Below are 19,275 nucleotides of genomic sequence, written 5' to 3'. Positions count from 1 at the left end.
CAAGCTGGTTGGGTGGGCGGCCGCCGAAGCGCTATGTCAACTAGGTTCCCTTCTCTGCCTGTTCGCGAATCTTGTCCGCCAGTTGTGGTGGCATGGGTTCGTGGCGGGCGTAGGCCCGGGCGAACCGGCCCGTGCCGTGCGATACGGAGCGCAGCTCCACGGCGTAGCGGCCGATCTCGATCTCGGGGATCTCGGCGCGCACCCGGGTCCGGCCGGGGCCGGCCTGTTCGGTGCCGACGACGCGGCCGCGGCGGCCGGCGAGGTCGCTCATGACGGGGCCGACGTACTCGTCGGGGACGCTCACGTCGAGCTCGGCCACCGGTTCGAGGAGGTGGATGCGGGCCTCCGCGGCGGCCTCCCGCAGCGCGAGCGCCCCGGCCGTCTGGAAGGCGGCGTCGGAGGAGTCCACCGAGTGCGCCTTGCCGTCGAGCAGGGTGATGCGCACGTCGACCAGCGGGTAGCCGGCGGCGAGCCCGCGGGCGGCCTGCGACCGTACGCCCTTCTCCACGGACGGGATGAACTGGCGCGGGACGGAGCCGCCGACGACCTTGTCGACGAACTCGACGCCGCTGCCGGGCGGGAGCGGCTCCACCTCGATCTCGCAGATGGCGAACTGGCCGTGCCCGCCGGACTGTTTGACGTGGCGGCCGCGCCCGGTGGCCTTGGCCCCGAAGGTCTCGCGCAGGCTGACCTTGTGGGGGACGGCGTCCACCTGGACCCCGTACCGGGTGCGCAGCCGTTCGAGGGCGACGTCCTGGTGCGCCTCGCCGAGGGACCACAGGACGACCTGGTGGGTGTGCGGGTTCTGTTCCAGCCGCATCGTCGGGTCCTCGGCGACGAGCCGGGCCAGGCCCTGGGAGAGCTTGTCCTCGTCGGCCTTGCTGTGGGCCTCGATGGCGAGGGGGAGCAGCGGGTCGGGCATCGGCCAGGGTTCCATGAGGAGCGGCCGGTCCTTGTCGGAGAGGGTGTCGCCGGTCTCGGCGCGGGTGAGTTTGGCCACGCAGGCGAGGTCGCCGGCGATGACCCGGGTGAGGGTGCGCTGCTGCTTGCCGAAGGGGGAGGAGAGGGCGCCGACGCGTTCGTCCACGTCATGGTCCTCGTGCCCCCGGTCGGTGAGCCCGTGGCCGCTGACGTGCACGGTCTCCTCCGGGCGCAGGGTGCCGGAGAAGACGCGGACGAGGGAGACGCGGCCGACGTAGGGGTCGGAGGAGGTCTTGACGACCTCGGCGACCAGTGGCCCCTCGGGGTCGCAGGTGGCGTCGGGGCGGGCGGCCCCGTCCGGGGAGGTGACGGTGACGGCGGCCCGCTCCAGCGGGGTGGGGAAGCCGCCGGTGACCAGTTCGAGGAGTTCGACGGTGCCGAGGCCCTGGCGGGCGCCGTCGGTGGCCGGGGCGGCCATCAGGACGGGGTGGAAGGTGCCGCGGGCGACGGCGCGCTCCAGGTCGTCGACGAGGGTCTTGAAGTCGATGTCCTCGCCGCCGAGGTAGCGGTCCATGAGGCCCTCGTCCTCGCTCTCGGCGATGATCCCCTCGATCAGTCGGGAGCGGGCGTCGGTGATGAGGGCGAGCTCGTCGGGCTCCGGGTCGCGTTCGACGCGCTCGCCGGAGGTGTAGTCGTAGACGCGCTGGGAGAGCAGGCCGAGGAGGCCGGCGACGGGGGCGTGCCCGTCGGGCCCGGCGGGCCCGTACAGGGGCAGGTAGAGGGGGATCACGGCGTCGGGGTCCTCGGCGCCGAAGATCTCGCCGCAGACGGAGGTCATCTGCGCGTAGTCGGCGCGGGCTGCCTCCAAATGGGTGACGACGATGGCCCGGGGCATGCCCACGGCCTCGCACTCGTCCCAGACCATGCGGGTCGCGCCGTCGATCCCGTCGGAGGCCGAGATGACGAAAAGGGCCGCGTCCGCGGCGCGCAGACCGGCCCTGAGCTCACCGACGAAGTCGGCGTATCCGGGGGTGTCCAGGATGTTGATCTTGATCCCGCCCCATTCGACGGGGACGAGGGACAGCTGGATGGAACGTTGTCGGCGGTGTTCGATCTCGTCGTAGTCGGAGACGGTCCCGCCGTCCTCGACCCGGCCCGCCCGGTTGACCGCGCCCGCGGTCAGGGCCAGGGCTTCCGCCAGGGTGGTCTTACCGGCTCCGCTGTGGCCGACCAGCACGACGTTGCGTATCGAGGAGGGGCGGTCGGCCGTCAGTGCCCTGCCGGCGGCCCCGGCGTGGTGTGAGGTGGCTCCCATGATGCTCGTGCCTCCCGGTTGTGACGGTGAGGAGGATGTTCGGGGGTGATGAGGGTGTCCACGGTGTGGAAGAAGTCGTTCCGGAGAAAACGCGGCCCTTCGAGCTTTGCACTGCCGTCACACTCCGTCCATACGTCGTACCGGGCGCCGGCCGGAGTGTGACGCGGAGGTGGCGCGGGGATTGTCCGGCGCGAACCGGTGGGTGCGCGGCGCTGCGCGCCCGGGGCGCTGGCTACGATGGGCCAGCCGGTGGCCGATGTGGCCGTGCGGCCCAGCGACCCTCTGGGAAGGCCATGCTGAACAAGTACGCGCGTGCATTCTTCACGCGTGTTCTCACGCCATTCGCCGCTTTTCTGCTCCGGCGGGGGGTGAGCCCGGACGCGGTCACCCTGATCGGCACGGCCGGAGTGGTGGCCGGAGCGCTGGTCTTCTTCCCCCGCGGCGAGTTCTTCTGGGGCACGATCACCATCACCCTCTTCGTGTTCTCCGACCTGGTGGACGGGAACATGGCCCGCCAGGCCGGCGTCTCCAGCCGGTGGGGCGCGTTCCTCGACTCCACGCTCGACCGGGTCGCGGACGCCGCGATCTTCGGCGGCCTCGCGCTCTGGTACGCGGGCAACGGCAACGACAACGTGCTGTGCGCGGTGGCGATCTTCTGCCTGGCCAGCGGCCAGGTGGTCTCGTACACCAAGGCGCGCGGCGAGTCGATCGGCCTGCCGGTGGCCGTCAACGGGCTCATCGAGCGCGCCGAACGCCTGGTGATCTCGCTGGTCGCGGCCGGTCTGTCCGGGCTGGAGACCTTCGGGGTGCCGTCCTGGATCGGCGTGCTGCTGCCGATCGCGCTGTGGGTCGTGGCCGTCGGCTCGCTGGTCACGCTGATCCAGCGGGTGGTCACCGTACGCCGCGAGGCGGCCGAGGCCGACGCGGCCGCCGCCGTCGCCGAGGGCGGGGCCGCCTGATGGGCACGACGCGGGAGAAGCTGGTCGACGGCCTGTACGGGCTCGGCTGGGCCGGGGTCAAGAAGCTCCCCGAGCCCGCGGCCGTGGCCCTGGGCCGGCGCATCGCCGACCACACCTGGAAGCGGCGCGGCAAGAGCGTGCTGCGGCTGGAGTCGAACCTGGCCCGGGTGGTGCCGGACGCGAGCCCCGAGCGGCTGCGCGAGCTGTCCAAGGCGGGCATGCGCTCGTACATGCGCTACTGGATGGAATCGTTCCGCCTGCCGGCGATGGACCGGCAGCGCTTCGGCACGGACGTCGAGATCAAGGACGACCACATCCTCCGCGAGGCCATCGCCTCCGGGCGCGGCGTCATAGTCGCCCTTCCGCACCTGGCCAACTGGGACCTCGCCGGGGCCTGGGCCACCGGGCACCTGGGCATCCCGTTCACCACGGTCGCCGAGCGCCTCAAGCCCGAATCGCTGTACGACCGCTTCGTGGCCTACCGCGAGAGCCTGGGCATGGAGGTCCTGCCGCACAGCGGCGGCTCCACCTTCGGCACCCTGGCGCGCCGGCTGCGCTCGGGCGGCCTGATCTGCCTGGTCGCCGACCGGGACCTGTCGGCCTCCGGGGTCCAGGTGGACTTCTTCGGCGCGGCCGCGCGGATGCCGGCCGGGCCGGCGCTGCTCGCGCAGCAGACGGGCGCCGTGCTGCTGCCCGTCACCCTGTACTACGGGGACACCCCGAAGCTGTACGGGCGGATCCACCCCGAGGTTCCGGTGCCGCGCGACGGCACCCGGGTCGAGAAGACGGCCGCCATGACCCAGGCCGTGGCCGACGCCTTCGCGCTCGGGATCGCCGAGCACCCTCAGGACTGGCACATGCTGCAGCGGCTGTGGCTGGACGACCTGGACGACCAGGGGGAGCGCACGCAGTGAAGATCGGCATCGTGTGCCCCTACTCCTGGGACGTGCCGGGCGGCGTCCAGTTCCACATCCGGGACCTCGCCGAGCACCTCATCCGCCTCGGCCACGAGGTCTCGGTGCTGGCCCCGGCGGACGACGAGACCCCGCTGCCGCCCTACGTGGTCTCGGCGGGGCGGGCGGTTCCGGTGCCGTACAACGGGTCGGTGGCCCGGCTGAACTTCGGGTTCCTCTCTGCGGCCCGGGTCCGGCGCTGGCTGCACGACGGGGTCTTCGACGTGATCCACATCCACGAGCCCGCCTCGCCCTCGCTGGGACTGCTGTCCTGCTGGGCGGCGCAGGGGCCGATCGTGGCCACCTTCCACACCTCGAACCCGCGCTCGCGGGCCATGATCGCGGCGTACCCCATCCTCCAGCCCGCTCTGGAGAAGATCAGCGCGCGGATCGCGGTGAGCGAGTACGCGCGGCGCACGCTCGTCGAGCACCTCGGCGGCGACGCCGTCGTGATCCCCAACGGCGTCGACGTGGACTTCTTCGCCGAGGCAGAGCCCAATCCCGACTGGTCCGGGCGGACCCTGGGCTTCATCGGCCGCATCGACGAGCCGCGCAAGGGCCTGCCCGTGCTGATGGCGGCCTTCCCGCGCATCGTGGAGCAGTGCCCGGACGTACGGCTGCTGGTGGCGGGCCGCGGCGACGAGGAGGAGGCGGTGGCCTCCCTCCCGGCCGGGCTGCGCTCGCGCGTCGAGTTCCTCGGCATGGTCTCCGACGAGGACAAGGCGCGACTGCTGCGCAGCGTCGACGTGTACGTCGCGCCCAACACCGGCGGCGAGAGCTTCGGGATCATCCTCGTCGAGGCCCTCTCGGCGGGCGCCGCGGTGCTGGCCTCCGACCTCGACGCGTTCGCGCAGGTCCTGGACCAGGGGGCGGCCGGCGAGCTCTTCGCCAATGAGGACGCCGACGACCTGGCCGCCGCCGCCGTACGGCTGCTGCGCGACCCGGCGCGACGGGCGGAACTGAGCGCCCGCGGCTCGGCGCACGTACGCCGTTTCGACTGGTCGACGGTGGGCGCGGACATCCTGGCCGTCTACGAGACGGTGACGGACGGCGCGGCCGCGGTGGCCGCCGACGAGCGGGTCCCGCTGCGCACCCGCTGGGGGCTGTCCCGGGAGACGTGACGTCAGGCCCCGGCCAGCGCCCGGCCGGGACCTGACCCGCGCGTTCGCGGGTGAATTCGGGGGTGACTTCGCGGGTAAAGTCGCGGCCCGTGATCGAAACCCTTGTCTGGATCGCCCTGGCGCTCGGCGTCATCGGGGTCTACCTCAGCTGGACCGCCGGGCGGCTCGACCGGCTGCACACCCGCATGGACGCCGCCCGCGCCGCCCTGGACGCCCAGCTCGTGCGCCGGGCCTCCGTGGTGCTGGAGGTGGCGACCTCCGGGGTGCTGGACCCCGCCTCCTCGCTCGTGCTCTACGAGGCCGCCCACGCCGCCCGCCAGGCCGAGGAGGAGCACCGCGAGGTCGCCGAGAGCGAGCTCAGCCAGGCGCTGCGCGCGGTGTTCGCCGACGCCGACCAGGTCGAGGCCGTGAAGGCCGCCCCGGGCGGCGAGGCCGCGGCCGAGGAACTGGCGGCGGCCGTCCGCCGGGTGCCGATGGCCCGGCGGTTCCTCAACGACGCCGTGCGCGCCGCCCGCGCGCTGCGCAGGCACCGCAAGGTCCGCTGGTTCAGACTGGCGGGACACGCGCCGTTCCCGCTCGCCTTCGAGATGGACGACGAACCCCCGGCGGACCTCGCCGACCGCCCCTGAGGCCGCGAGTTGTACCCGAAGGCCAATTTGGAAGGAGCCACCGGCTCCGCATTGGCCCTTGCAGTGGACTGGTCGATGACGGTTTGCTCGCCGAGTACACCCGCAGCACCCGTCTTCCTTTTCCTTCGAGTGAGGTCAACCCGTGAGCACGCTTCCCTCCACCCCGCAGTCCGCTGAGTCCGCGATCGGCACCTCCCGCGTCAAGCGCGGCATGGCCGAGCAGCTCAAGGGCGGTGTGATCATGGACGTGGTCAACGCCGAGCAGGCGAAGATCGCCGAGGACGCCGGCGCCGTGGCCGTCATGGCTCTGGAGCGGGTCCCCGCGGACATCCGCAAGGACGGCGGCGTCGCGCGCATGTCCGACCCGAACATGATCGAAGAGATCATCGAGGCCGTCTCGATCCCGGTCATGGCCAAGTCCCGCATCGGCCACTTCGTCGAGGCCCAGGTGCTCCAGTCCCTCGGCGTCGACTACATCGACGAGTCCGAGGTCCTGACCCCGGCCGACGAGGTCAACCACTCCGACAAGTGGGCGTTCACCACCCCCTTCGTCTGCGGCGCCACCAACCTCGGTGAGGCCCTGCGCCGCATCGCCGAGGGCGCGGCCATGATCCGCTCGAAGGGCGAGGCCGGCACCGGCAACGTCGTCGAGGCCGTCCGCCACCTGCGCCAGATCAAGAACGAGATCGCCCGCCTGCGCGGCTACGACAACAACGAGCTGTTCGCCGCCGCCAAGGAGCTGCGCGCCCCGTACGAGCTCGTCAAGGAGGTCGCCGAGCTCGGCAAGCTCCCGGTCGTGCTGTTCTCCGCCGGTGGCGTCGCCACCCCGGCCGACGCCGCGCTGATGCGCCAGCTCGGCGCCGAGGGCGTCTTCGTCGGCTCCGGCATCTTCAAGTCCGGCGACCCGGCCAAGCGCGCCGCGGCCATCGTGAAGGCCACCACCTTCTACGACGACCCGAAGATCATCGCGGACGCTTCCCGCAACCTGGGCGAGGCCATGGTCGGCATCAACTGCGACACCCTCCCCGAGGCCGAGCGCTACGCCAACCGCGGCTGGTAGTCACCATGACCACCCCCGTTATCGGTGTCCTGGCCCTCCAGGGAGATGTACGGGAGCACCTGATCGCCCTGGCCGCGGCGGACGCCGTGGCCAGGCCGGTCCGGCGTCCCGAGGAGCTCGCCGAGGTCGACGCCCTGGTGATCCCCGGCGGCGAGTCCACGACGATGTCGAAGCTCGCCGTCCTGTTCGGCATGCTGGAGCCGCTGCGCGAACGCGTGAAGGCCGGCATGCCGGTCTACGGCACCTGCGCCGGCATGATCATGCTCGCCGACAAGCTGCTCGACGGCCGCGAGGACCAGGAGACGCTGGGCGGCATCGACATGATCGTCCGCCGCAACGCCTTCGGCCGCCAGAACGAGTCCTTCGAGGCGAAGGTCGAGTTCGCGGGCGTGGCAGGCGGCCCGGTCGAGGGCGTCTTCATCCGCGCCCCCTGGGTCGAATCGGTCGGCGGCGCCGTCGAGGTGCTCGCGACGTACGACGGCCACACGGTCGCCGTGCGCCAGGGCAACGTCCTCGCGACCTCGTTCCACCCCGAGCTGACCGGCGACGACCGCGTGCACGCGTACTTCGTCGACATGGTGCGCGCGGGGCTGTGACGAGCTCCCGGTAGGATCGGTGACGAACACTGTTGGTTACGCGAAGGAGACAGGCGGATGTCCGGCCACTCTAAATGGGCTACGACGAAGCACAAGAAGGCCGTGATCGATGCCAAGCGCGGCAAGCTCTTCGCGAAGCTGATCAAGAACATCGAGGTCGCGGCCCGTATGGGCGGCGCCGACATCGACGGCAACCCGACGCTCTTCGACGCCATTCAGAAGGCCAAGAAGAGCTCGGTCCCCAACAAGAACATCGACTCCGCGGTCAAGCGCGGCGGTGGTCTTGAGGCCGGCGGCGCCGACTACGAGACGATCATGTACGAAGGCTACGGTCCGAACGGTGTCGCGGTGCTCATCGAGTGCCTCACCGACAACCGCAACCGTGCCGCGTCCGACGTGCGCGTCGCCATGACCCGCAACGGCGGCTCGATGGCCGACCCGGGCTCGGTCTCGTACCTGTTCAACCGCAAGGGTGTCGTCCTGCTGCCCAAGGGCGAGCTCACCGAGGACGACGTCCTGGAGACGGTGCTCGAGGCGGGCGCCGAAGAGGTCAACGACCTCGGCGACAGCTTCGAGATCATCAGCGAGGCCACCGACATGGTCGCGGTCCGCACCGCGCTCCAGCAGGCCGGCATCGACTACGACTCGGCCGACTCCAACTTCCTGCCGACCATGCAGGTCGAGCTGGACGAAGAGGGCGCGCGCAAGATCTTCAAGCTGATCGACGCGCTGGAGGACAGCGACGACGTGCAGAACGTCTTCGCCAACTTCGACGTCTCGGACGAGGTCATGGAGAAGGTCGACGCCTGATCCGGCATCAACGACGGGCCGACGGGGACACACCCCGTCGGCCCGTCGCTTTGTCAGTGCCGCCGGTTAGCCTGCACGCACTGGCAATCGAAGGAGGGGGGCCCGGTGCGCGTGCTCGGTGTGGACCCGGGGCTGACCCGGTGCGGTGTCGGCGTGGTCGAGGGAGTCGCGGGCCGTCCGCTGACCATGCTCGGCGTGGGGGTCGTACGGACGCCCGCGGACGCGGAGTTGGGCCACCGACTCGTCGCCATCGAGCGGGGCATCGAGGAGTGGCTCGATGAACACCGGCCCGAAATCGTCGCCGTGGAGCGGGTGTTCAGCCAGCACAACGTCAGTACGGTGATGGGCACCGCCCAGGCGAGCGCCGTCGCCATGCTGTGCGCCGCGCGGCGCGGGATACCGGTCGCGCTGCACACCCCGAGCGAGGTCAAGGCCGCCGTCACCGGCAGCGGCCGGGCCGACAAGGCGCAGGTCGGGGCGATGGTGACCCGGCTGCTCCGGCTCTCCGCCCCGCCGAAACCGGCCGACGCCGCCGACGCGCTCGCGCTCGCCATCTGCCACATCTGGCGGGCCCCCGCCCAGAACCGCCTCCAGCAGGCGGTCGCCCTGCACGCCTCGAAAGGCCGCCCTTCATGATCGCTTTCGTCAGCGGCGCGGTCGCCGCGCTCGCCCCCACCCTGGCCGTGATCGAGGTCGGGGGAGTGGGCATGGCGGTGCAGTGCACCCCGAACACCATCGCCGGCCTGCGGATCGGGGAGCCGGCGCGGCTGGCGACGTCGCTGGTCGTACGGGAGGACTCGCTCACGCTGTACGGCTTCGCGGACGACGACGAGCGGCAGGTGTTCGAGCTGCTCCAGACCGCGAGCGGGGTCGGGCCGCGGCTCGCCCAGGCGATGCTCGGGGCGCACAGCCCGGACGCGCTGCGGCTGGCCGTCTCGACGGGGGACGAGAAGGCCCTGATGGCGGTGCCGGGGATCGGCAAGAAGGGTGCGCAGAAGCTGCTGCTGGAGCTGAAGGACAAGCTGGGCGCGCCGCTCGGGTCGAGCGGACTCGTGGGTGCGCAGCGCGCGGCCGCGTCCGGGCCCGCGCCGTGGACCGAACAGCTGTCGGCCGCGCTGATCGGCCTGGGCTACGCGTCCCGCGAGGCGGAGGAAGCGGTCTCGGCGGTGACGCCGCAGGCCGAGGCCGCCATCGCCTCCGGCGGCTCGGCCCCGGTCCCGCAGCTCCTGCGAGCGGCCCTGCAGACCCTGAACCGCACCCGCTGAACCGCACCCGCTGAGCCGGACCCCGGCTCGACGCCGCAGGGCGGGGCTCGCCCCGCCCCACCCTTCTCCCGTTCACCGGGCCCGGCCCGGACCCGCGCCTCGCCGCCCGGCACGACCCCGCGGGGCACGTGGCGGCAGGGCAGGAAACCACCGTACGAACGACAAGGCAGACTGACAGCGTGAACTGGGATGACGAGAGCGACGACCGGATCGTGGCGGCGGCGGCCGACGGCGAGGACACCGCCGTCGAGGCGGCCCTGCGCCCCAAGGACCTCGGCGAGTTCGTCGGCCAGGAGAAGGTCCGCCAGCAGCTCGACCTGGTGCTGAAGGCGGCCCGCCAGCGCGGGGCCACCGCCGATCACGTACTGCTCTCCGGCGCCCCCGGCCTCGGCAAGACCACGCTCTCCATGATCATCGCGGCCGAGATGGGCGCGCCCATCCGGATCACCTCCGGCCCCGCCATCCAGCACGCCGGCGACCTCGCCGCGATCCTCTCCTCCCTCCAGGAGGGCGAGGTGCTCTTCCTCGACGAGATCCACCGCATGTCGCGGCCGGCCGAGGAGATGCTGTACATGGCCATGGAGGACTTCCGCGTCGACGTGATCGTCGGGAAGGGCCCGGGGGCCACCGCGATCCCGCTGGAGCTGCCGCCCTTCACCCTCGTCGGCGCGACGACCCGCGCCGGCCTGCTCCCCCCGCCCCTGCGCGACCGCTTCGGCTTCACCGGCCACATGGAGTTCTACGCCCCCGAGGAGCTGGAGCGCGTCATCCACCGCTCCGCCCGCCTCCTCGACGTCGAGATCGACACCGCGGGCGCCGCGGAGATCGCCGGCCGCTCCCGCGGCACCCCCCGCATCGCCAACCGGCTGCTGCGCCGCGTCCGCGACTACGCCCAGGTCAAGGCCGACGGAGTGATCACGCGCGAGGTGGCCGGAACCGCCCTCCAGGTCTACGAGGTGGACGCGCGCGGCCTCGACCGCCTCGACCGGGCCGTCCTGGAGGCACTGCTCAAGCTGTTCGGCGGCGGCCCCGTCGGGCTGTCCACCCTCGCCGTGGCGGTCGGGGAGGAGCGGGAGACCGTCGAGGAGGTCGCGGAGCCCTTCCTGGTACGGGAGGGACTGCTCGCCCGTACCCCCCGCGGCCGCGTCGCGACCCCCGCCGCATGGGCTCACCTGGGGCTCGTCCCGCCGCAGTCCGGTGGGAGTGGATCAAGCCGACAACAGGGCTTGTTCGGGGCGTGACGGCGCGGAGGTTCGCCCCGTCAGGAACTGCGGTGCCATGCTGGGCGTTGTTCCATCGGTGCGGACTCGCCTAGACTCCGCCGATGCCGACCCTTCGGGTCGGCGTGCCCACCCCCGTAGAAAAAGGCCGCCTCCCGCGCGGTCGTGCGAAGGATCTCCGTCCCGTGAATCTCGTGACACTCCTCCCGTTCATCGTGCTCATCGGGGCGATGTTCCTGATGACCCGCTCCGCGAAGAAGAAGCAGCAGGCGGCCGCGCAGATGCGCGACCACATGACGCCCGGCACCGGCGTCCGCACCATCGGCGGCATGTACGCCACGGTGAAGGAGATCGGTGACGACACGGTCACGCTCGAAGTGGCCCCCGGCGTCCACGCGATCTTCGCGAAGAACGCCATCGGCGCCGTCCTCGACGACGAGGAGTACAACCGCATCGTCCACGGCACGGCCGTTGATCTGACGATCGACACGCCGGTCGTCCCGGACGACGCCTCCTCGCTCACCGAGGCCGAGACCGAGGGCGACGCCCCGAAGCTCGACCTGGGCAAGAAGGACGAGCCCAAGGACGACGAGCCGAAGGGCGACGAGCCCAAGGACGGCAAGACCGACGGCGACGCCGGAGCCAAGTAGCAGTACGCGGCATGGATCGCGGCGGCGCCTGACCGGCGGCCGCCGCGGTGCCTGTCAGTGACCCGTTTCTGCGGGGGGCAGGGGTCCCCACCACACATTTCTTGGCCGTCCGCGCGCTGACCCGGCGCGGGACGGTTGGACAGGGAGATACGACAAGGTGGCAGCACCGAAGAAGGGCCGGCGGCCCACGGGGGCTCAGGGGAGGCCGGGGCGCGCCCTGGCCATCATCCTGATCGCGATGGTGGCGCTCACCGCGGGGATGTTCCTCACGAAGCAGACGACCCCCCGGCTCGGCATCGACCTCGCGGGCGGTACGAGCATCACGCTCAAGGCCAAGAGCGAGCCCGGCAAGCCGGACGCGATCAACCCGACGAACATGAACACGGCCGTCGGCATCATCGAGCGACGTGTCAACGGTCTCGGTGTCACCGAGGCCGAGGTTCAGACGCAGGGTAAAGACCACATCATCGTGAACATCCCCAAGGGGATGAACGAGCAGCAGGCGCGCGAGCAGGTCGGCACCACCGCCCAGCTCTACTTCCGCCCGGTGCTCACCTTCGCGAGCGGTGAGCCGATCGCCCCCGAGACCTCGCCGAGCGGATCGCCGAGCGCGTCCCCGAGCGGTTCCGGAGCCCCGAAGGCCTCGGACGGCAAGAAGGCCAGCCCGTCCGCCACCCCGTCGTCCAGCGCCACTTCCCAGGGTCGCGCGCTCAGTGAGGCCCTCAAGGCCCCGGGCAGCCCCTCTCCCTCGCCCTCGGCGAGCGAGTCGAAGAAGGCAGACGACAGCAAGGCCCCGTCCCCCTCCGCGACGCCGTCGGGTGACGAAGCCGCCGCCGCCGCGCTCCAGGCCAAGTTCGCCGCCCTGGACTGCAAGGACGAGAAGCAGCGCGTCGCCGCGAGCCAGGGCGTCAAGCCCGAGGAGCCGATGGTCGCCTGCGGTCAGCGCGGCGACACCTGGGGCAAGTGGGTGCTCGGCCCGGCCGGCGTCAACGGCCAGGACGTCGACGACGCCAAGGGCGTCATCGACCAGCAGTCCGGTCAGTGGATCGTCACCATGCAGTTCACCGACAAGGGCGCCGACAAGTTCGCCAAGATCACCGGTGAGCTCGCCGCCAAGCAGGCCCCGCAGAACCAGTTCGCGATCGTGCTCGACGGCCAGGTCATCTCCGACCCGTCCGTGAGCCAGGCGCTGACCGGCGGCAACGCCCAGATCTCGGGTGGCTTCACCCAGCAGTCCGCGCAGGACCTGGGCAACATGCTCTCGTACGGCGCCCTGCCGCTGTCCTTCCAGGAGGACAGCGTCACCACCGTCACCGCCGCCCTCGGCGGCGAGCAGCTGAAGGCCGGCCTGATCGCCGGTGCGATCGGCATGCTCCTCGTCGTGATCTACCTGCTGGTGTACTACCGCGGCCTGGCGTTCATCGCGATCATCTCGCTGCTGGTGTCCGCGATCCTCACGTACACGATCATGGCGCTGCTCGGCAAGGGCATCGGGTTCGCGCTGAACCTGCCGGCCGTCTGCGGTGCGATCGTCGCCATCGGCATCACCGCGGACTCGTTCATCGTGTACTTCGAGCGCATCCGCGACGAGATCCGTGAGGGCCGCACGCTGCGTCCGGCCGTCGAGCGGGCCTGGCCGCGTGCCCGGCGCACCATCCTGGTGTCCGACTTCGTGTCCTTCCTGGCCGCCGCGGTGCTGTTCATCGTGACCGTCGGCAAGGTGCAGGGCTTCGCCTTCACGCTGGGTCTCACCACCCTGCTCGACGTGGTCGTGGTGTTCCTCTTCACCAAGCCCGTCATGACGCTGCTGGCCCGCACGAAGTTCTTCTCCAGCGGTCACCCGTGGTCCGGTCTGGACCCGAAGCGGCTTGGCGCGAAGCCGCCGCTGCGCCGGTCCCGTCGCACCGGTTCCGGTACCGTCTCCGCTCCCGTCGACGCAAAGGAGGCGTGAGAGATGTCGAAGCTGGGAGATCTCGGCGCCAAGCTGTACCGAGGTGAGGTCGGTTACGACTTCGTCGGCAAGCGCTTTCTCTGGTACGGCGTTTCCATCCTGATCACCATCACGGCGATCGTGGCCCTGGCCGTTCAGGGCCTCAACATGGGCATCGAGTTCAAGGGCGGTGCCGTCTTCACCACCCCGAAGACGGCCGTCTCCGTCGCCAAGGCGACCGAGGCCGCGGAGAAGGCCTCGGGCCACGACGCGATCGTCCAGGAGCTCGGCACCGGCGGCATGCGCATCCAGATCACCGGTCTGGACACCGCCGCCGCGGCCGACGTGAAGAAGGAGCTCGCCACGGAGCTCAAGGTCGAGCAGGCCGGCATCAACGCCGACCTGGTCGGTCCCAGCTGGGGCGAGCAGATCGCGAACAAGGCCTGGACCGGCCTCGCCGTCTTCATGATCCTCGTGGTGATCTACCTCGCCATCGCCTTCGAGTGGCGGATGGCGGTCGCGGCGCTGATCGCGCTGATCCACGACCTCACCATCACCGTCGGCGTGTACGCGCTGGTCGGCTTCGAGGTCACCCCGGGCACCGTGATCGGTCTGCTGACGATCCTCGGTTACTCCCTCTACGACACCGTCGTCGTCTTCGACGGTCTGAAGGAGGGGTCGAAGGACATCACCAAGCAGACCCGCTACACCTTCAGCGAGGTCGCCAACCGCAGCATCAACGGGACGCTGGTCCGCTCGATCAACACCACCGTCGTGGCGCTCCTGCCGGTCGCGGCCCTGCTGTTCATCGGCGGCGGCTTCCTGGGCGCGGGCATGCTGAACGACATCTCGCTGTCGCTGTTCGTCGGCCTCGCGGCCGGTGCGTACTCCTCGATCTTCATCGCGACCCCGCTGGTCGTCGACCTGAAGGAGCGCGAGCCCGCCATGAAGGCGCTGAAGAAGCGGGTGCTCGCGAAGCGGGCGGCCGCGGCGGCGAAGGGCGAGTCCGCGGACGCGGGGTACGAGGACGGCGGTGAGGACGGCTCCGGGGGCGGTCCGCAGATCGTCGCCCAGACGCCCGGGCGCGCGGGGCGGCGGCGGTGACCGTGATCTCGCCGGAGGTGCGGGAGCTGCTGGTCAGCCGCATCAAGGACGTCCCGGACTACCCGAAGCCGGGGGTGATGTTCAAGGACATCACGCCGCTGCTGGCGGACCCGAAGGCGTTCGCCGCGCTGACGGACGTACTGGTGGACCTGGCCGGGCGGTACGGCGCGACGAAGATCGTCGGGCTGGAGGCGCGCGGGTTCATCCTGGCGGCTCCGGTGGCGGTGGCGGCGGGCATCGGCTTCGTGCCGGTGCGCAAGGCCGGGAAGCTGCCGGGGGCGACGCTGGCACAGTCCTACGAGCTGGAGTACGGGACCGCGGAGATCGAGGTCCACGCGGAGGACCTGGCGGCGGGTGACCGGGTGATGGTCATCGACGACGTGCTGGCGACCGGGGGGACGGCGGAGGCGTCGCTGTCCCTGATCCGGCGGGCCGGGGCCGATGTGGCGGGGGTGGCGGTCCTGATGGAGCTGTCGTTCCTGCCGGGGCGGGCGCGGCTGGCCGAGGGCCTTGGCGGTGCCCCGCTGGACGCGCTGATCGTGGTCTGACGACCGCCGGCATTGCCGTGGAGCGGCGGGTGCCCGGGATTCCCCCGGGCACCCGCCGTTCGGCGTATCGGGGCCCGACCGCCACGCGGACTCCTCCCCGCCCCGGGCCCGGTCTTCGGGGGCCGGACGGGCCGGATTGATCGGCCTCGCCGGCGTTTGAGGCGCGGGGGCCGGGGCGGAGCCCCCGGAGGGGACCCGCACCGGACGGAGGCTCGGCGAACGAGGCGGCGGATCCCTCGCTACGATGGGTTATCCGGACCGGACACGGGCACCGGATCCTCCCCCACACTTCGTCCGGGGGGACCCCCAGAGGAGCGCTCTTGCCAGACGAGGTCCAGCCAATCTCCGCCGCGCAGCCCGACCCACAGGCCGAGCAGGCCAAGGCGGCCGCCGCCACGCCCCCGCCGGCCCCGCCGGTCAAGCCCGCGCCGCTGAAGTCGGCCGGGTCCTCCAACCGGGTGCGCGCCCGCCTCGCCCGACTCGGAGTCCAGCGTTCCAACCCGTACAACCCGGTACTGGAACCCCTCCTCCGTATAGTCCGCAGCAACGACCCGAAGATCGAGACGGCGACCCTGCGCCAGATCGAGCAGGCGTACCAGGTCGCCGAGCGCTGGCACCGCGGCCAGAAGCGCAAGAGCGGCGACCCGTACATCACCCACCCGCTCGCCGTCACGACGATCCTCGCCGAGCTGGGGATGGACCCGGCGACGCTGATGGCCGGGCTGCTGCACGACACCGTCGAGGACACCGAGTACGGCCTCGAACAGCTCCGCCGCGACTTCGGCGACGCCGTGGCCCTGCTCGTGGACGGCGTCACCAAGCTCGACCGGGTGAAGTTCGGCGAGGCGGCGCAGGCCGAGACCGTGCGCAAGATGGTCGTCGCCATGGCCAAGGACCCCCGGGTCCTCGTCATCAAGCTCGCCGACCGCCTGCACAACATGCGCACGATGCGCTACCTCAAGCGGGAGAAGCAGGAGAAGAAGGCCCGCGAGACCCTTGAGATCTATGCCCCGCTGGCGCACCGGCTCGGCATGAACACCATCAAGTGGGAGCTCGAAGACCTCTCCTTCGCGATCCTCTACCCGAAGATGTACGACGAGATCGTCCGGCTGGTGGCCGAAAGGGCGCCCAAGCGGGACGAGTACCTCGCCGTCGTGACGGACGAAGTGCAGACCGACCTGAGGGCGGCCCGGATCAAGGCCACCGTCACCGGGCGGCCCAAGCACTACTACAGCGTCTACCAGAAGATGATCGTGCGGGGGCGCGACTTCGCGGAGATCTACGACCTGGTCGGCATCCGCGTCCTGGTCGACACCGTCCGGGACTGCTACGCAGCCCTCGGCACCGTGCACGCGCGATGGAATCCGGTCCCCGGCCGGTTCAAGGACTACATCGCGATGCCCAAGTTCAACATGTACCAGTCGCTGCACACGACGGTCATCGGACCCAGCGGCAAGCCCGTCGAGCTCCAGATCCGCACGTTCGACATGCACCGCCGCGCCGAGTACGGCATCGCCGCGCACTGGAAGTACAAGCAGCAGACCGTCGCCGGCACCTCCAAGGTCCGCACCGACGTCCCGCAGGCCGCCAAGGGCAGCGCCGGCCAGGACACCGTCAACGACATGGCCTGGCTGCGGCAGCTGCTGGACTGGCAGAAGGAGACCGAGGACCCGGGCGAGTTCCTCGACTCGCTGCGCTTCGACCTCTCCCGCAACGAGGTCTTCGTCTTCACGCCCAAGGGCGACGTCATAGCGCTCCCGGCCGGCGCCACCCCCGTGGACTTCGCGTTCGCCGTCCACACCGAGGTCGGCTACCGGACCATAGGGGCGCGGGTCAACGGGCGGCTCGTCCCGCTCGAATCGACCCTCGACAACGGCGACCTCGTCGAGGTCTTCACCTCCAAGGCCGAGGGCGCCGGCCCGTCCCGCGACTGGCTCGGCTTCGTCAAGTCCCCGCGGGCCCGCAACAAGATCCGCGCCTGGTTCTCCAAGGAACGCCGCGACGAGGCCATCGAGCAGGGCAAGGACTCCATCGCGCGGGCCATGCGCAAGCAGAACCTGCCGATCCAGCGCATCCTGACCGGCGACTCGCTCGTCACCCTCGCCCACGAGATGCGCTACCCCGACATCTCCTCGCTGTACGCGGCGATCGGCGAGGGACACGTCTCGGCGCAGGCCGTCGTACAGAAGCTCGTCCAGGCCCTCGGCGGCGAGGAAGCCGCCAACGAGGACATCGAGGAGAGCGTCCCGCCGTCGCGCGCCCGCAACAAGCGGCGCAGCAACGCCGACCCGGGCGTGGTCGTCAAGGGCGTCGACGACGTCTGGGTGAAGCTCGCCCGCTGCTGCACCCCGGTTCCGGGCGACCCGATCATCGGGTTCGTCACGCGCGGCAGTGGCGTATCGGTTCACCGCGCCGACTGCGTCAACGTGGACTCCCTCTCCCAGCAGCCCGAGCGGATGCTGGAGGTCGAGTGGGCGCCCACCCAGTCCTCCGTCTTCCTGGTCGCCATCCAGGTCGAGGCGCTGGACCGGTCCCGGCTGCTGTCCGACGTCACCCGGGTCCTGTCGGACCAGCACGTGAACATCCTGTCGGCCGCCGTGCAGACCTCCCGGGACCGGGTGGCCACCTCCCGGTTCACCTTCGAGATGGGCGACCCCAAGCACCTGGGACACGTCCTGAAGGCCGTCCGGGGCGTCGAGGGCGTGTACGACGTCTACCGCGTGACCTCGGCCCGCCGGCCGTAGCCCGCGCGAGCACGGCGAGAAGGGCCCGGTACGGAGATCCGTACCGGGCCCTTCCGCGTCGATCGTGCGGCCGGAAGATCAGCCGCCGAACTCCTCAAGGCCCTTGAGCGCCTGGTCCAGCAGCGCCTGCCGGCCCTCCAGCTCCCGCGCCAGCTTGTCGGCCTTGGCGTTGTTGCCCGCCGCGCGCGCCGCGTCGATCTGCTCGCGCAGCTTGTCGACGGCCGCCTGCAGCTGACCCGTCAGACCGGCCGCACGGGCCCGCGCCTCCGGGTTGGTACGGCGCCACTCGCCTTCCTCGGCCTCCTGGATCGCCCGCTCCACGGCGTGCATCCGGCCCTCGACCTTGGGACGGGCGTCGCGCGGCACGTGGCCGATGGCCTCCCAGCGCTCGTTGAGCGAGCGGAACGCGGCACGGGCCGCCTTCAGGTCCGTGATCGGGACGAGCTTCTCGGCCTCGTCGGCCAGCTCCTCCTTCAGCTTCAGGTTCTCGGTCTGCTCGGCGTCGCGCTCCGCGAAGACCTCGCCGCGCGCCGCGAAGAACACGTCCTGCGCACCGCGGAAACGGTTCCACAGGTCGTCCTCGGCCTCGCGCTGGGCGCGGCCCGCCGCCTTCCAGTCCGCCATCAGCTCGCGGTAGCGGGCGGCCGTCGGACCCCAGTCCGTCGACTTCGACAGCGCCTCGGCCTCCGCGACCAGCTTCTCCTTGGCCTTGCGGGCGTCCTCGCGCTGGGCGTCCAGCGAGGCGAAGTGCGCCTTGCGGCGCTTGGAGAAGGCCGACCGGGCGTGCGAGAAGCGGTGCCACAGCTCGTCGTCCGACTTGCGGTCCAGACGCGGCAGCCCCTTCCAGATGTCGACCAGGGCCCGCAGCCGCTCACCGGCGCTGCGCCACTGGTCGCTCTGCGCCAGCTGCTCGGCCTCCACGACCAGCGCGTCCTTGGCCGCGCGGGCCTCGTCCGTCTGCTTGGCCTTCTGGGCCTTGCGCTCCTCGCGGCGGGAGTCGACCGTCGCCACCAGCTTGTCCAGCCGGACGCGCAGCGCGCCGAGGTCGCCGACGGCGTGGTGCTCGTCCACCTGCGTCCGCAGATGGTCGATCGCGGTCTGGGCGTCCTTGGCGGACAGATCGGTGGTCCGCACCCGCCGCTCAAGGAGGCCGATCTCGACTACCAGGCCCTCGTACTTGCGCTCGAAGTAGGCCAGGGCCTCTTCAGGGGTGCCCGCCTGCCACGAGCCGACGACCTGCTCGCCCTCGGCCGTACGCACGTACACGGTGCCGGTCTCGTCGACACGGCCCCACGGGTCGCTGCTCACAGCGCCTCCTCCACCTGATGCCTTGCGAGGGGTTCACCCCCTGGGCATCGTCCACAGTTTCCTGGGGCGGGCCGCGCCCGCCCTGCACAACGCCAACATAGGCGACCGCCGGGCCGGCTGTCCGCATCCCGCACGACGGAAT

General features: G+C 71.2%; 17 protein-coding genes. 15 read left to right on the top strand and 2 right to left on the bottom strand.

Annotated features, from left to right (window positions below; genetic code table 11):
• Nucleotides 1-40: 40 nt before the first annotated feature.
• Complete coding sequence (locus OG982_RS04030; RefSeq protein WP_266789649.1) at nucleotides 41-2,236, bottom strand: elongation factor G-like protein EF-G2; 2,196 nt, start codon at nucleotides 2,234-2,236, stop codon at nucleotides 41-43.
• Between the two features lie 293 nt (nucleotides 2,237-2,529).
• On the opposite strand from OG982_RS04030, the gene pgsA reads away from it, so the two are divergent.
• From pgsA to OG982_RS03955, 15 genes are all read left to right on the top strand, one after another.
• Complete coding sequence (gene pgsA, locus OG982_RS04025) at nucleotides 2,530-3,195, top strand: phosphatidylinositol phosphate synthase (protein WP_266789651.1); 666 nt, start codon at nucleotides 2,530-2,532, stop codon at nucleotides 3,193-3,195.
• Entirely contained in the window at nucleotides 3,195-4,109 is a 915-nt protein-coding gene (locus OG982_RS04020; protein ID WP_266789652.1) for a phosphatidylinositol mannoside acyltransferase, read from the top strand. Before pgsA ends, OG982_RS04020 begins: the two co-directional genes overlap by 1 nt.
• Nucleotides 4,106-5,269 carry a glycosyltransferase family 4 protein gene (locus tag OG982_RS04015; RefSeq protein ID WP_266789654.1) on the top strand — a complete coding sequence of 388 codons (1,164 nt, stop codon included), beginning with the start codon at nucleotides 4,106-4,108 and terminating at the stop codon, nucleotides 5,267-5,269. The genes OG982_RS04020 and OG982_RS04015 overlap by 4 nt, the downstream gene beginning before the upstream one ends.
• 89 nt (nucleotides 5,270-5,358) lie before the next feature.
• The gene (locus tag OG982_RS04010) at nucleotides 5,359-5,898 is read left to right on the top strand and encodes a hypothetical protein (protein ID WP_266789656.1); all 540 of its coding nucleotides are present in this window, start codon (nucleotides 5,359-5,361) and stop codon (nucleotides 5,896-5,898) included.
• Nucleotides 5,899-6,040: 142 nt separating this feature from the next.
• Nucleotides 6,041-6,958, top strand: a complete 918-nt coding sequence (gene pdxS, locus OG982_RS04005) for a pyridoxal 5'-phosphate synthase lyase subunit PdxS (protein ID WP_008740483.1) — start codon at nucleotides 6,041-6,043, stop codon at nucleotides 6,956-6,958.
• A 5-nt stretch (nucleotides 6,959-6,963) separates the two neighbouring features.
• On the top strand, nucleotides 6,964-7,554 hold the full coding sequence (pdxT, locus tag OG982_RS04000) for a pyridoxal 5'-phosphate synthase glutaminase subunit PdxT (RefSeq protein ID WP_266789658.1): 591 nt from the start codon (nucleotides 6,964-6,966) through the stop codon (nucleotides 7,552-7,554).
• Between the two features lie 57 nt (nucleotides 7,555-7,611).
• Entirely contained in the window at nucleotides 7,612-8,364 is a 753-nt protein-coding gene (locus OG982_RS03995) for a YebC/PmpR family DNA-binding transcriptional regulator (RefSeq protein WP_266789660.1), read from the top strand.
• Nucleotides 8,365-8,469: 105 nt separating this feature from the next.
• Nucleotides 8,470-9,000 carry a crossover junction endodeoxyribonuclease RuvC gene (ruvC, locus tag OG982_RS03990; RefSeq protein WP_266789662.1) on the top strand — a complete coding sequence of 177 codons (531 nt, stop codon included), beginning with the start codon at nucleotides 8,470-8,472 and terminating at the stop codon, nucleotides 8,998-9,000.
• Nucleotides 8,997-9,629, top strand: coding sequence for a Holliday junction branch migration protein RuvA (gene ruvA, locus OG982_RS03985; RefSeq protein WP_266789664.1), 633 nt, complete (start codon nucleotides 8,997-8,999; stop codon nucleotides 9,627-9,629). Before ruvC ends, ruvA begins: the two co-directional genes overlap by 4 nt.
• Before the next feature lie 179 nt (nucleotides 9,630-9,808).
• Nucleotides 9,809-10,870 carry a Holliday junction branch migration DNA helicase RuvB gene (ruvB, locus tag OG982_RS03980; RefSeq protein WP_266789665.1) on the top strand — a complete coding sequence of 354 codons (1,062 nt, stop codon included), beginning with the start codon at nucleotides 9,809-9,811 and terminating at the stop codon, nucleotides 10,868-10,870.
• A 164-nt stretch (nucleotides 10,871-11,034) separates the two neighbouring features.
• Entirely contained in the window at nucleotides 11,035-11,499 is a 465-nt protein-coding gene (yajC, locus tag OG982_RS03975) for a preprotein translocase subunit YajC (protein ID WP_266947931.1), read from the top strand.
• A gap of 157 nt (nucleotides 11,500-11,656) precedes the next feature.
• Entirely contained in the window at nucleotides 11,657-13,450 is a 1,794-nt protein-coding gene (secD, locus tag OG982_RS03970; RefSeq protein ID WP_266789668.1) for a protein translocase subunit SecD, read from the top strand.
• A 3-nt stretch (nucleotides 13,451-13,453) separates the two neighbouring features.
• Nucleotides 13,454-14,533 (top strand): protein translocase subunit SecF, encoded by a 1,080-nt coding sequence (secF, locus tag OG982_RS03965; protein WP_266789670.1) that lies wholly within the window; start codon nucleotides 13,454-13,456, stop codon nucleotides 14,531-14,533.
• The gene (locus OG982_RS03960) at nucleotides 14,530-15,081 is read left to right on the top strand and encodes an adenine phosphoribosyltransferase (RefSeq protein WP_266789672.1); all 552 of its coding nucleotides are present in this window, start codon (nucleotides 14,530-14,532) and stop codon (nucleotides 15,079-15,081) included. Before secF ends, OG982_RS03960 begins: the two co-directional genes overlap by 4 nt.
• Before the next feature lie 320 nt (nucleotides 15,082-15,401).
• Entirely contained in the window at nucleotides 15,402-17,825 is a 2,424-nt protein-coding gene (locus OG982_RS03955) for a bifunctional (p)ppGpp synthetase/guanosine-3',5'-bis(diphosphate) 3'-pyrophosphohydrolase (RefSeq protein WP_266789674.1), read from the top strand.
• 78 nt (nucleotides 17,826-17,903) lie between these two features.
• Here OG982_RS03955 and OG982_RS03950 read toward each other — a convergent pair whose 3' ends face one another.
• Entirely contained in the window at nucleotides 17,904-19,133 is a 1,230-nt protein-coding gene (locus OG982_RS03950; RefSeq protein WP_266789676.1) for a DUF349 domain-containing protein, read from the bottom strand.
• Nucleotides 19,134-19,275 lie beyond the last annotated feature (142 nt).

This window comes from Streptomyces sp. NBC_01551 (genome assembly GCF_026339935.1).
Lineage (GTDB): Bacteria > Actinomycetota > Actinomycetes > Streptomycetales > Streptomycetaceae > Streptomyces.
This window is presented reverse-complemented; position numbering and strand designations above follow the sequence as displayed.

Bases quoted from the DNA above. Each gene is read 5' to 3' on its own strand.
- OG982_RS04030 (WP_266789649.1), bottom strand. From the start codon at position 2,236: ATGGGAGCCACCTCACACCACGCCGGGGCCGCCGGCAGGGCACTGACG.
- pgsA (WP_266789651.1), top strand. From the start codon at position 2,530: ATGCTGAACAAGTACGCGCGTGCATTCTTCACGCGTGTTCTCACGCCA.
- OG982_RS04020 (WP_266789652.1), top strand. From the start codon at position 3,195: ATGGGCACGACGCGGGAGAAGCTGGTCGACGGCCTGTACGGGCTCGGC.
- pdxT (WP_266789658.1), top strand. From the start codon at position 6,964: ATGACCACCCCCGTTATCGGTGTCCTGGCCCTCCAGGGAGATGTACGG.
- OG982_RS03995 (WP_266789660.1), top strand. From the start codon at position 7,612: ATGTCCGGCCACTCTAAATGGGCTACGACGAAGCACAAGAAGGCCGTG.
- ruvA (WP_266789664.1), top strand. From the start codon at position 8,997: ATGATCGCTTTCGTCAGCGGCGCGGTCGCCGCGCTCGCCCCCACCCTG.
- secF (WP_266789670.1), top strand. From the start codon at position 13,454: ATGTCGAAGCTGGGAGATCTCGGCGCCAAGCTGTACCGAGGTGAGGTC.